The 12748-nt window shown below is 72.5% G+C and carries 12 protein-coding genes; 7 read left to right on the top strand and 5 right to left on the bottom strand.

Annotated features, from left to right (window positions below):
• The first annotated feature begins 34 nt into the window (after positions 1-34).
• Entirely contained in the window at positions 35-466 is a 432-nt protein-coding gene (locus OG767_RS05765; protein WP_405092472.1) for a DUF4307 domain-containing protein, read from the top strand.
• Positions 467-614: 148 nt separating this feature from the next.
• Positions 615-1115: a transcription elongation factor GreA gene (greA, locus tag OG767_RS05760; protein WP_405092471.1), complete on the top strand. Its 501-nt coding sequence runs from the start codon at positions 615-617 to the stop codon at positions 1113-1115.
• 125 nt (positions 1116-1240) lie between these two features.
• Here the strand turns inward: greA and ilvA are convergent, their stop codons facing one another.
• From ilvA to OG767_RS05740, 4 genes are read right to left on the bottom strand one after another with little or no spacing between them, the layout of a single operon-like run.
• Positions 1241-2461 carry a threonine ammonia-lyase gene (ilvA, locus tag OG767_RS05755; RefSeq protein WP_405092470.1) on the bottom strand — a complete coding sequence of 407 codons (1221 nt, stop codon included), beginning with the start codon at positions 2459-2461 and terminating at the stop codon, positions 1241-1243.
• Positions 2458-3417, bottom strand: a complete 960-nt coding sequence (locus OG767_RS05750; RefSeq protein ID WP_405092469.1) for a DUF4328 domain-containing protein — start codon at positions 3415-3417, stop codon at positions 2458-2460. The genes ilvA and OG767_RS05750 overlap by 4 nt, the downstream gene beginning before the upstream one ends.
• Before the next feature lie 52 nt (positions 3418-3469).
• Complete coding sequence (locus OG767_RS05745) at positions 3470-4882, bottom strand: amidase (RefSeq protein WP_405092468.1); 1413 nt, start codon at positions 4880-4882, stop codon at positions 3470-3472.
• 15 nt (positions 4883-4897) lie between these two features.
• Complete coding sequence (locus OG767_RS05740; RefSeq protein ID WP_405092467.1) at positions 4898-6040, bottom strand: cystathionine gamma-synthase; 1143 nt, start codon at positions 6038-6040, stop codon at positions 4898-4900.
• A gap of 97 nt (positions 6041-6137) precedes the next feature.
• Between OG767_RS05740 and OG767_RS05735 the strand changes: the two genes are divergently transcribed.
• The 4 genes from OG767_RS05735 (at position 6138) to msrA (ending at position 8377) form a co-directional block, all read left to right on the top strand.
• Positions 6138-6464, top strand: a complete 327-nt coding sequence (locus OG767_RS05735) for a hypothetical protein (protein ID WP_357291767.1) — start codon at positions 6138-6140, stop codon at positions 6462-6464.
• Positions 6465-6466: 2 nt separating this feature from the next.
• On the top strand, positions 6467-7159 hold the full coding sequence (locus tag OG767_RS05730) for a nucleotidyl transferase AbiEii/AbiGii toxin family protein (protein ID WP_405092466.1): 693 nt from the start codon (positions 6467-6469) through the stop codon (positions 7157-7159).
• Between the two features lie 66 nt (positions 7160-7225).
• Positions 7226-7639: an HIT family protein gene (locus OG767_RS05725; RefSeq protein WP_405092465.1), complete on the top strand. Its 414-nt coding sequence runs from the start codon at positions 7226-7228 to the stop codon at positions 7637-7639.
• Between the two features lie 75 nt (positions 7640-7714).
• Positions 7715-8377, top strand: coding sequence for a peptide-methionine (S)-S-oxide reductase MsrA (gene msrA / locus OG767_RS05720; protein WP_405092464.1), 663 nt, complete (start codon positions 7715-7717; stop codon positions 8375-8377).
• Between the two features lie 75 nt (positions 8378-8452).
• On the opposite strand, the gene OG767_RS05715 is transcribed toward msrA, so the two are convergent.
• Positions 8453-10582 (bottom strand): HelD family protein, encoded by a 2130-nt coding sequence (locus tag OG767_RS05715; RefSeq protein WP_405092463.1) that lies wholly within the window; start codon positions 10580-10582, stop codon positions 8453-8455.
• 373 nt (positions 10583-10955) lie between these two features.
• Between OG767_RS05715 and OG767_RS05710 the strand changes: the two genes are divergently transcribed.
• A complete protein-coding gene (locus OG767_RS05710; protein WP_405092462.1) occupies positions 10956-12746 on the top strand; it encodes an N-acetylglutaminylglutamine amidotransferase in 1791 nt (596 codons plus the stop codon).
• Positions 12747-12748 lie beyond the last annotated feature (2 nt).

Raw genomic sequence — 12748 nt, 5'->3', positions numbered from 1 at the left:
TGCCGCCGACAACAACGCCAGGAGATACCCGCCGGTGAGCGAGACGCACGCCACAGTCGTACCGGGTACGCCGGTCTTCCCGCCCGGCCGCTACGGCCGCCGCCGGGAGCCGGGTCGCCGCCGGCCGCTTCTGCTCGCGCTGACCGTGGCGGTCGTGCTGGCCGTGCTCGGGCTGGGTGCCGCGAAGCTCTACACCCAGTACGGCGACCCGGAGTACCGGGGCGAGATGATCAGTTACACCGGGATCACCGACTCCCGGGTGGTGGTCGACTTCCGGGTCACCGTGCCGCCGGGCGGCTCGGCCACCTGCCTGCTGCGGGCCCGCTCGCACGACGGCGCCGAGGTGGGCCACGTCGAGGCCACGGTGACCGCCGGGCCCGGCCAGCGGCACGTCCGGGCCAGCCAGGAGGTGCCGACCAGCGCCCGGCCGTTCATCGGTGAGGTGTTGCGCTGCCGACCGGCCTGAGCCGGAGCGCCGGCGAGCCGCCGGACCTCGCACCCCGGGTGGTCCCGCCGCCGGCACCCCGGGTGATCGAGCACACCCGGACGGGCACGGCACTGGTAGCTTGGTAGTTCACCTGTCAGCCAGTCCGCACCAACCGAGGAGATCGCCTGTGTCCACCAACGGAAACGAGGCGCCCGCCACCTGGCTGTCCCAGGACGCGTACGACCGCCTGCAGGGCGAGCTCGACGAGCTGATCGCCAACCGGCCGGTCATCGCCGCCGAGATCAACGCCCGGCGCGAGGAGGGCGACCTGCGGGAGAACGGTGGCTACCACGCCGCCCGCGAGGAGCAGGGCAAGGCCGAGGGACGCATCCTCTACCTCAAGGAGCTGCTCCGCACCGCCAAGGTCGGTGGGGCGCCGGATGCCGACGCGGTGTCGCCCGGCATGGTCGTGACGATCTACTTCGACGACGACGCCGACGACACCGAGACCTTCCTGCTCGGCTCCCGCGAGATCGCCTCCACCACCGAGCTCACCGTCTACAGCCCCGAGTCCGCGCTCGGCAAGGCGATCCTCGGTGGCAAGGCCGGCCAGACCTGCACCTACACGGCGCCGAGCGGCGCCGACATCAAGGTGACCGTGGTGTCCTTCGAGCCGTACACCGGCTGATCCCGCTGGCGGACCCGCGCCGGCCGGCTCGGGTCCGACCCGACCGAGGCTGACAGGCTTCCTCGGACCCGAGCCACACCACTCGAACGCCCCGACCGGATCATCCGGCCGGGGCGTTCGCGATCTCACACGGCGCCGACCAGATCCACCTGGTAGCCGCTGGCCCGCAACGCGCTGATCAGCTTGTCCGAGTGCGTCACCCCGCGGGTCTCCACCGAGAGCGCCACCTCCACCTCGCCGAGCCGCAGGTGCGGGTTCGCCCGCTGGTGCACCACGTCCACCACGTTGGCCCGGTGCCCGGCGATCTCGCCGAGCAGCGAGGCGAGCTGCCCGGGCCGGTCCGTGCAGCGCACCGTGATGCGCAGGAAACGCCCGGTCGCCGCCAGCCCGTGTTCGATCATCCGGAGCATCAGCAACGGGTCGATGTTGCCGCCGGAGAGCACCGCCACCACCGGCGACTCCACCTCCACGACGGCCGCCAGCAGCGCCGCCACGCCGACCGCGCCGGCCGGCTCCACCACCTGCTTGCCGCGCTCCATCAGCGTCAGCAACGCCCGCGAGATGTCCTCCTCGGAGACCGTGACCACGTCGTCGACCAGCCGCTGGACGTGGGTGAACGTCAGTTCGCCGGGACGACCCACGGCGATGCCGTCGGCGATCGTCGAGAAGGCGGGCAGCCGCACCGGTTCGCCGGCCCGCAGTGAGGGCGGGAAGGCGGCGGCGCTCGCCGCCTGCACCCCGATCACCCGGATGTCCGGGCGCAGCGCCTTGGCCACCACCGCGATCCCGGAGACGAGGCCGCCGCCGCCCACCCCGGTCACGATGGTGCGCACGTCCGGGCACTGTTCGAGGATCTCCAACGCCACCGTGCCCTGACCGGCGATGACGTCCGGATGGTCGAACGGGTGAATGAACACCGCACCGGTCTGCTCCGCGAACGTCTGCGCCGCGACCAGCGCCTCGTCGACCGTGGTGCCGACCAGTTCGATGCGGGCGCCGTACCCCTTGGTCGCGGAGACCTTCGGCAGCGGCGCGTTCACCGGCATGAAGACGGTGGCCTCCGCGCCGAGCAGGCCGGCGGCGAGCGCCACGCCCTGGGCGTGGTTGCCGGCGCTGGCCGCCACCACGCCCCGGGCCCGGTCCTGCGCCGAGAGCCGGGAGATCCGCACGTACGCGCCGCGCACCTTGTACGACCCGGCGCGCTGCATGTTCTCGCACTTGAGCATGACCGGCCCACCGAATGCGGCGCTGAGCGGCCGGAACGGCTCCAGCGGGGTGGTCCGGGTGACGCCGGCGAGCAGCTCCCGCGCGGCCTGTACGTCGGCGAGACCGACCAGTTCCGTCATGCCCCGATCGTGCCACCCGCACCGGGCGGAAGCTGCGGCGACGTCTCCCCGGGTCCGGCGGGCGGGGGCCCCACGACAGGCGCGGGGCGGGCCGCGCCGGCCGCCTGCCAACCGGGCCCGCCGCCCTGACCGGGCTGGCCTGACCAGCCGGAATGTCCCGGCCAGCCGGGGTGACCGGGCCAGCCCGGGAACGCGGGTCGGGCCCGCGCGATCCGGTCCTGCTGGGCGACGGAGATCCGGCGAACCAGCACGACGAAAGAGATCGCGGCGACCAGGCAGGCGAGCACCGGCACCAGGCGGGGCGCGAGCGCCGCCCGGTAGAACGTGACGTACGTGGCGAACTCGGCCTCGCTGCGCGGCCACTCGGTCAGCCGCTCGTACCGCTGCTCCTCCAGCTGCGCCACCACCCGCTCCCCGATGGAGAAGACCAGCCAGGCCGCCCACCAGAGCGGCACCAGCCAAGGCGTGCGGCGGCGCCACAGGCTGAACCGCGCCACCTCGGCCACCACCCGGGCCGGCACGACGAAGTTGGCGAACGGCACCAGCCAGCCGGCGATCGCCCAGGCGGGGCTCTGCGTCGGCGCGGCGCCGGAGAACGCGTCCAGGTTCTTGCGCACCCGCCAGGTCCAGATCACCACCAGCGTGGCGGCCGCCAGCACGGCCAGGATGAACGGCAGGGTGAGCAGGACCTCGGCGAGCACCGCGCCGAGCAGAACGTCCCGGTCGAGCTGCTCGGCGGCCGAGCGGGCCAGGCGGACGCCGAGCAGCGGGAAGAGCGCGGAGAGCGTGAACAGCGCGGCGGTCGCGCCGACCGCGACGCAGACGGCCGTCCCCAGGCCCCGGACCGGGTACGTGGGCACGCCGGGGAGCACCGGAGGCTGGCCGTGGCGGGTGCCGCAGCGCTGGCACTCGTCGAAGGCGGGCGAGGTGGCGTCCCCGCAGGTCTGGCAGTGCATCGGGGACCGTCCGGAGGAGTGCGCGCGACAGGTACGCGCACACGTTAGACGATCATGCGACGGCCGGTGACCCCGTTCCGACGCGGGGATAGCCCGGGGCGTGCCGCTGCCACGGCGCCTGCATCTCGAACTGGCCGGCCACCCCGAGCAGCAGCAGCTCGGAGCCGGGCGGGCCGACGAACTGCACCCCGACCGGCAGCCCGTCCGGGCGACGCCCGACCGGCACCACGATCGACGGCAGGCCGGCGATGTTCCACGGCGCGGCGTACGGGGCGTACCGGATGTTCGTCGACATGTTCGCCAGCCAGGAGCGGCCGGACCAGCCGGCGGCCTCCGGCGGCGGCCCGGCCAGCGCCGGGGTGAGCAGCAGGTCGACCGACTGGTCGTCGAAGAAGTGCACCGACCGTTCGCGCCAGGCGGTCCGGTCGGCCTCCTTGACGTACCCCCGGCGCTGCGCCCACTCGCCGAGCGCGACGTGCCGGCGGCTGCGCCGCTGGAGCTGGCGCGGCGCCACCCCGGCGGCCCGCACGTCGGCGGCGGCCGCCGCGAACCAGGTGGCGATGCCCTGGAGGCCCAGCCGGGTCGGGTAGACCGGGTCGGCCGGGACGGTGTCGTGCCCGGCGGCGGCCAGCAGCCGGCCGGCGGCGGCCACCGCGTCGGAGTTCGGCGCGTCCGGCGAGACACCCCGGACCGGGGAGCGCAGCGAGACGCCCACCCGCAGTCGCGGCGGCGGGACCAGCTTGTCCGGCCGGCGGCCGGCCAGCACCGAGAAGCCGACCACCGCGTCCGCCACCGTCCCGGTCAGCATGCCGTGCTCGGTGAGACCGAACCAGTCGTCCGCGCCGAGCTGGCAGGGCACCACGCCCCGGCCGGGCTTGAGCCCGACCAGACCGCAGCAGGCCGCCGGGATGCGGATCGAGCCGAGGCCGTCGTTGCCGTGGGCCATCGGCACCAACCCGGCGGCCACCGCGGCGGCGGCGCCGCCGGAGGAGCCGCCGGGGGTACGCGTCCGGTCCCAGGGGTTGCGGGTCACGCCGGTGTCGTCGTCGGTGAGGGCCCAGAGGCCGAGTTCCGGCATCCGGGTCACCCCGAGGATCACCGCGCCCGCGCCGCGCAGCCGCCGGACCACCTCGTGGTCGGCCTCCGCCACCGGGGTACGCATCGCGGCCGACCCGTTCCAGGTGGGCAGGCCGGCCACCGGCGTGTTCTCCTTGACCGCCACCGGCACCCCGGCCAGCGGCAGGTCGGCCAGTTCCTCCTGCTCGTCGACCTTCTCCGCCTCGGTGATCGCCTCGCCGCCACGGACCGTGCGGAACGCGGCCAGTTCGGCGTCGACCCGTGACACGTGGTCGAGGTGGTCGGCCACCACCTGGGTGGCGGAGACGTCGCCGCGGCGTACCGCGCGGGCGATCTGCTTCGCGGTCGCCCCGACCCAGGTCGTCGGCAAGATGTCCGGCACTGCCACCCTCCCGTCCAGCGGTCAGCCCAGTGCCTGCTCCAGATCGGCGAGCAGGTCGTCGACCGTCTCGATGCCGACAGACAGTCGCACGAGATCGCCGGGAACTTCAAGCGGCGAGCCGGCAGCGCTGGCGTGTGTCATCCGGCCGGGGTGCTCGATCAGGGACTCCACCCCGCCGAGCGACTCGGCGAGCACGAACAGCCGGGCCCGGTTGCAGATCTCCACGGCGTGCTCCTCACCGCCCGCCGCGCGGAACGAGATCATGCCACCGAACCGGCGCATCTGCTTGGCGGCCACCTCGTGACCCGGGTGCGACGGCAGGCCCGGGTAGAGCACCTGGGCGACCTTCGCGTTGCCGTCCAGGAAGGCGGCGATCCGCTCGGCGTTGTCGCAGTGCCGGTCCATCCGTACCCCGAGGGTCTTGATGCCGCGCAGCGTGAGCCAGGCGTCGAACGGGCCGTTGACCGCGCCCATCGCGTTCTGGTGGTAGCGCAACTCCTCGCCGAGCCCGCGGTCCGCCGCGACCAGCGCGCCGCCGACCACGTCGGAGTGCCCGCCGACGTACTTCGTGGTGGAGTGCACCACCACGTCCGCGCCGAACGCGATCGGCTGTTGCAGGTACGGCGAGGCGAACGTGTTGTCGACCACCAGCAGCGCGTCGGCGTCGTGCGCCACGGCAGCCAGGGCGGCGATGTCGGCGATGCCGAGCAGCGGGTTGGTCGGCGTCTCCACCCAGACGATCCGGGTCGCACCGGGTCGGATCGCGGCCCGGACCGCGGCCGGGTCGGAGACCTTCGCCGGGGTGTAGTCGAGGCCCCAGCGCTCGGCCACCTTCGCGAACAGCCGGTAGGTGCCGCCGTACGCGTCGTCCGGGATCACCACGTGGTCGCCCGGCTTGCAGACGGTCCGCAGCAGCGTGTCCTCGGCGGCCAGGCCGCTGGCGAAGGCGAGCCCCACCGGGCCGCCCTCCAGCGCGGCCAGGCACTCCTGCAACGCGTCCCGGGTGGGGTTGCCGGAGCGGCTGTACTCGTAGCCCTCGCGGGGCGCGCCGACCGCGTCCTGGGCGTACGTGCTGGTCTGGTAGATCGGAGGGATCACCGCGCCGGTGCGGGCCTCCGGGTCCTGGCCCGCGTGGATGGCGAGCGTCTCGAAGCCGTGACTCATGCCCGAGACGTTAGTCCCGCCGGTTCACCCCGACGCCGGTAACCCGGCGCGCGGGTCACAACCGGGAGGTCGTCGCCCGGTCGGCCATACTGGGCCGGTGAGTTCGACCGAAGCGCTGCCCTCGCGCCTGCACGGCGTCGTACACCGGATCCCCACGTCGCTCGACGATCTCCGTGGGCCGGATCACGGGCACCTCAGCCTGCCGGTCCGCCTCGCCTGGTCCGGGCTCACCGACTTCGACGTCGATGATTCCGGGCAGCGGCTCACGCTGTACCGCACGTTGATGGACTGCGGGCAACGTGAGGACATCGTCCGGTACGTCAATCCCATCCTGCTCCGCGCGGATTGGCCACGCATACGTAGGTTGACCGCGCGGCGGGTCATCGCGCTCTGGGAGAGCCGAATGCCCGGCCTCGCCGCATAGCCGTGGACGAGCTGCATCTCCATCTGCTGCGGATCGGATTCCAGGCCGGCGACGATCTCGGCCTGGTGCTCGCCGGCGGCTACGCCCTCGCCGCGCACGAACTTCTCGGTCGTCCGTCCCGCGACATCGACTTCGCCACCGCCACCGCCTTACCGCTTGCCTCGGTGGCTGATCGCCTGGCGGAGGCGTACCAGGCCGCGGGCCATGACTGTCGTGTGGTCGAGGCGACTCCTCGAATGGCCCGGCTGATGGTCAGTGGCCCAGCCGGGGACTGCGAGGTCGACCTGTTGAAAGAGGCGATCGGTCCGCCGGTCGAACTGCACGTCGGTCCGGTGTTGGCGCTCCAGGACGCGGTCGGGCTCAAGGTCCGGGCGCTGCACGACCGCGCCGCCCATCGCGACTACATAGATGTCCGGGCCGCCAACAGGTTGATGACATGCGCGGAGATGGAGTCCCTGGCCGCCCGGCACACCGCTGGATTCTCGCTGCATGACCTCGCGGACCGACTCGGCGGGATCGACGAACTCGACGTGGAGACGTTCGTGGCCTACGGCCTCGGTGAGGACGACATCGGAGAACTGCGCCGCTGGGCCCACCGGTGGAAGGCCGACATCCAGGCGCGCCTCGCCAACGGCGAAACCGGCCCACCCGGCATCCCCGACGACGACTGGGACGCCTACCTGGACCGGCCCTGACCAACCCGCCCGGTCGGGGGCAGGGCGCGCCCGGCGGGACCGGTGGGGTGGGCCTAGCCTGAGCGGATGGCTGGGTGCGTGTTCTGCGGGATCGTGGCCGGCGAGGTGCCGGGCTTCGTGGTGACGGACGAGCCGGACGGGGTGGCGTTCCTCGACACCCGGCCGGTGTTCAAGGGACACGTTCTGGTGGTGCCCCGCACCCACCTGGTGGCGCTGACCGACCTGCCGGGCGACGCGCTGCCCGGCTACTTCCGGCTGGTGCAGCGGATCGCGGCGGCGGTGGAGACCGGTCTGGGCTCCGGTGGGACGTTCGTGGCGATGAACAACAAGGTGTCCCAGTCCGTCCCGCACCTACATACCCACGTGGTGCCCCGGACCAAGGGTGACGGGCTGCGTGGCTTCTTCTGGCCCCGGACCCGCTACGCCGACGACGCCGAGGCGACCGGCTTCGCCGGGCGGATCTCGGCCGCGCTGGCCTGACGTCGGGGCGGGCGGGTAAGGAACCGGGGACCGGCGCTGTTACACGCTGGGGAAAGCCACGAGAGGAGTCCCACCGTGTTCCTCCGCCGCATGAAGGCCGAGATGATCGCTCCCGACCAGGCCCTGCCGGGTCGCCCGCTCGCCATGCCGATCGCCGACCGGCACGAGGTGCTGCCGTCCTCGCTGAAGGGCCCGTTCCCGGAGGGCGCGCAGGTCGCCGTCTTCGGCATGGGCTGCTTCTGGGGCGCCGAGCGCCTGTTCTGGACGCTGCCCGGCGTGCTCACCACGTCGGCCGGCTACGCGGGCGGGTACACCACCAACCCGACGTACGAGGAGGTCTGCTCGGGCATGACCGGGCACGCCGAGGTGGTCCAGGTGGTCTACGACCCGTCGACGATCAGCTACGAGGACCTGCTCAAGGTCTTCTGGGAGAACCACGACCCGACCCAGGGCATGCGCCAGGGCAACGACGTGGGCACCCAGTACCGCTCCGCGATCTACACCACCACCGACGAGCAGCTCGCCGCCGCCAAGGCGTCGCGGGACGCGTTCGCGCCGATCGTGGCGCGCGCCGGCAAGGGTGAGATCACCACGGAGATCACGCCGCTGGGCGACTACTTCTTCGCCGAGGACTACCACCAGCAGTATTTGGCGCCGACGAAGAACCCGAACGGCTACTGCAACCACGGGCCCAACGGGCTGAGCTGCCCGGTCGGCGTGGCCCGCACCGGGAGCTGAGGCCGGCGGCGCGGCGGGCACGATGAGCGGCGCGGCGGGTACGCCACACCGGTCGTCGTGCCCGACAGGCGACCGCTACGTGAGCGCCACCTGTCCGAGTTCCTGGGTGCACCGGGTGAGCGCGACGTAGAGGCCGTTCCAGCCGCGCGGCTCGGCGGCGATGCCCTCGGGGTCGACGAGTAGCGTCGCGTCCCATTCCAGTCCCTTCGACTGGGTCGCGGTGAGCACCGGCACATCAGTCAGCACGGCCCGGAGTTCGGCGATGCGGCCGGCGGGAGCGATGACGCCGACCGTCCCGCCTTGCCACCGTTGCCGCAGCTCTCGCACCGCTTCGACGGCGACGCCGGCCAGCTCGGCGGGCGTGGCCGTGCGCACCCAGGGGGTGCGGCCGGAGGAGCGCACCGCCCGTGGCGGCGCGTTGCGGCTGCCGGCTTCTCTCAGCACGGGTGCGGTGAGGCTCATGACCTCACGTGGGGTCCGGTAGCAGATGGTCAGTTCCGCGGCGGTCCAGCGGTCCCGGAAGACCGCCTGTACCGCCTGGGCCCAGCTGGTGTGCCGGTGCGCGGCCGCCGCCTGGTCGATGTCGCCGACCGCGGTGACGGAGCGACCGGGACAGCGCCGAAGGACCATCTGCCACTGCATCTCGGACAGCTCCTGCGCCTCGTCGACGACGACGTGGCCGTACACCCAGTCGCGTCGCCGGCGGGCGTGGTCGGCGACGAACTCGCCCTGGGGCTGCGGGGTCTCGACCTCGCCCAGCAGGTCGGCGAGCGCGTCGAGCAGGGGAATGTCGCTCGACGCCCACGGTGCCGGCTCGGCCGAGACGGCGATGATCTCGTCCGTGGTGAGCCGGGGGGCGAACCGGGCCAGCAGGGCGCGGTCGGCCAGGAGATCACGCAGGAGGGTCTCGGCGTCGAGGCTGGGCCACCACGCCTGGACGAACCGGGCGATGGCGGCGTTGGCGGCGATCCGACCGGGCAGACTCTCCACTTCCTCCTCGGAGAGCAGTCCGTCCACGTCGCTGCCGGTGGCTCTCCTGCCGACGTGGTCGTGCCGCATGCTCCGGTCGACGCGGGCGAGGATGTCCTCGAAGCCCTCCTCCATCTCGTCCATCAGCGCCTCGCGCTGCGCGACGACGGCGTCGGCGAGGATGTGGTGCAGTTGCTCGGCGAACGCCGTTCGGGCGCGGTGGTACGGGCGGCCCTGCACCGCCGAAACGAGCGCCTGTGCCACGGTCGCGGCGGGGATGACGTGGAACTCGCCCTCCCAGCGCAGCTTCAGCTCACGCGGCCGGGGAAGCAGCGACGTGACGTAGTTCTCCAGCGCGGGTTGCCACAGGGCGCGCCCCTTGATCTCGGCGAGCGGCCGGCTCTCGTCGCGGCCCACGCGGATCCCGGGCAGCAGCGTGTCGCAGGTCGCCGAGACGACGGCGGTCTCACCGAGCGCGGGCAGCACCTGGGCGATGTAGCGGAGGAACCGCGGCGAGGGGCCGAGGACCAGAACCGCCTGCTCCGCCATTGTCGGGTGGGCGAACAGCAGATAGGCGACGCGGTGCAGGGCGACCACGGTCTTGCCGGTGCCGGGACCCCCTTGGACGATCAACGGGCCGGTCGCCTCGGCCCGGATGATGTCGTCCTGTTCGCGCTGCAGCGTGGCGACCGCCGTCGACATGTGGCCCGTACGTCGCTCGTCCAGGGCGGCCAACAGCGCGCCCTCACCGACGAGTTCCGCGGTTGTCGTCCCGTCCAGCGGCTCGTCGTCCACGCCGACAACTGTCGATTCCGTCGTGCGGATGTGACGACGCCGTGCCTGACCCTGCGGGTCGACCGCCGTCGCGGTGTAGAACGGTCGAGCCGCGGGAGCCCGCCAATCCAGCAACAGCGGCTCACCGTCCTCGCCGTCGTCGCGCAGACCGACGCGGCCTACGTGTCGCACGGTGCCGTCACGAGCGTCGAGACGGCCGAAGACCAGCCCTTCCCGTGCTCGCCGCAGTTCCTCGTGCTGCCGGCGGAGCATGCGCTGCCGCGCCCGTTCCACCGCATCCGCGGGGTCCGACGACAGTTCGGTCCGCAGATGGTCGGCGAGCGTGTCGCGCCGGGCCGTGGCCAGGTCGAGAAACGCCTGTTCCTCAGCGATCGCGGATCGACGCGCGACACCGTCGGCGGCACCAGCGGTGCTGTTGTGCGAAGAAGAGTTCTGGCGCATTCGCGAATCCCCGTATTGAGGCTTTCCGGCGGCCCCGACGAGCCGCGGCGCATTCCGGCGGCAAGCATAGGGGCGGATTCTCCGCATCGCCCAGGAAACCAATCCGCGGAGACAGGAGTCTCAATGCCTTGCCGTCCAGGGGCCGTTTGTGGCCTCCCGACAGGCGACCGGCCGGCCGGCGGCGGCCCGAACCGGGTCTGCGGGGTTCGTCACACCTCGGGGTCGGTGGGTTTCCGGCATTCGTCGCGGGCGGGCAGGAACCGAAACCGTGACAGGTAACCACCGTCGGTGACGGCGCATCGTAGCAAGCTGTCACACGTTCGTCATCGTCTCAACAGGCGAACTGCAACAAGCTCTGGCAGCATTGGCTCGTATGTGCGGACTTGCGGGAGAGTTCCGTCGTGACGGTTCACGGGCCGATGTCTCGGCCGTGGAACGGATGGCGGCCACGATGAGTGACCGAGGGCCCGACGACAGCGGCATCTGGTCGCAGGGCCCGACCGCGCTGGGACACCGGCGCCTGAAGATCATCGACTTGTCCGCGGCCAGCGGCCAACCCATCGTGGACGCCGCCGCGGGCCTCACCGGGGTCTTCAACGGCTGCATCTACAACTACCGCGAGCTGCGCGCCGAGTTGCAGGCCAAGGGGCACCGCTTCTTCTCCGCCGGGGACAGCGAGGTCGTGGTCAAGGCGTACGCCGAGTGGGGGCTCGACTTCGTCGACCACCTGGTCGGCATGTTCGCGGTGGCGATCAGCGAACGGGACACCGGCCGCCTGGTGCTGGCCCGGGACCGCCTCGGCATCAAGCCGTTGTACCTGGCCGAGAGCCCCGGCGTGGTGCGCTTCGCCTCCACGCTGCCGGCGCTGCTGGCCGGGGGCGGCGTCGACACCACCATCGACCGGGTGGCGCTCGCCCACTACCTGAGCTTCCACAGCATCGTGCCGCCGCCGCGGACCATCCTCGCCGGCGTCACCAAGCTGCCGCCGGCCACCGTCAAGGTGTACGAGGCGGACGGCACCACCCGCGAGCGGGTCTACTGGGACCCGACGTTCGGCCGGGCCACCGAGCGGGCCGGCTGGTCCGAGCGGGACTGGCAGGACGCGCTGCTCGACTCGCTCACCACCGCGGTACGTCGCCGGATGGTGGCCGACGTGCCGGTGGGTGTGCTGCTCTCCGGCGGCCTCGACTCCAGCCTGGTGGTCGCGCTGCTGGCCGGCGAGGGGCAGGCCCGCTCCGGCCTGGCCACGTTCTCCATCGGCTTCGACGCGGTGGGCGGCCGGGAGGGCGACGAGTTCGTCTACTCCGACCTGGTGGCGAAGACGTTCGGCACCGACCACCACCAGATCCGGGTCCCCACCGGTGACCTGCTGCCGCCGCTGGAGGCCGCCGTGGCGGCCATGAGCGAACCCATGGTCAGCCACGACTGCGTGGCGTTCTGGCTGCTCAGCCAGGAGGTCGCGCGGCACGTGAAGGTGGTCCAGTCGGGCCAGGGCGCGGACGAGATCCTGGGCGGCTACCACTGGTACCCGCCGCTGGCCGGGGTGGACCGCGAGCAGGCGCTCGACACGTACGCGAAGGCGTTCTTCGACCGCGACGCGGCCGGACTGGCCCGGGTGCTCAACCCGGACTGGCTGGCCGACGGCGACCCGGCGCGCGAGTTCGTCGCCGCGCACCTGGGCCGGCCGGGCGCGCAGACCGCGGTCGACGCCGGCCTGCGGATCGACACGCAGGTCATGCTGACCGACGACCCGGTGAAGCGGGTCGACAACATGACCATGGCGCACGGGCTGGAGGCCCGGGTGCCGTTCCTCGACCACGAGTTCGTCGAGCTGGCCGCGAGCTGCCCGCCGGAGCTGAAGCTGGCCCAGGGCGGCAAGGGCGTGCTCAAGGAGATCGGCCGCCGGGTGCTGCCGCACGAGGTCATCGACCGGCCGAAGGGCTACTTCCCGGTGCCGGGCCTCACCCACCTGGAGGGCAAGCTCCTCGACCGGGTACGCGACGCGCTCAGCGCCCCCGAGGCGCGCCGCCGTGACCTGTTCCGCGCCGACTACGTCGACGCGCTGCTCGCCGACCCGAACGCCGAACTGACCCCGTTGAACGGAAACAAGCTGTGGCAACTGGGACTCCTGGAAATGTGGCTCCAGAGCCACGGAATCGACTGACC

The organism is Micromonospora sp. NBC_01392, from assembly GCF_045040125.1.
Taxonomy (GTDB): Bacteria; Actinomycetota; Actinomycetes; order Mycobacteriales; family Micromonosporaceae; genus Micromonospora.
The sequence above is the reverse complement of the archived record's forward strand: the minus strand, read 5'-3'. Positions and strand labels throughout refer to the sequence as shown.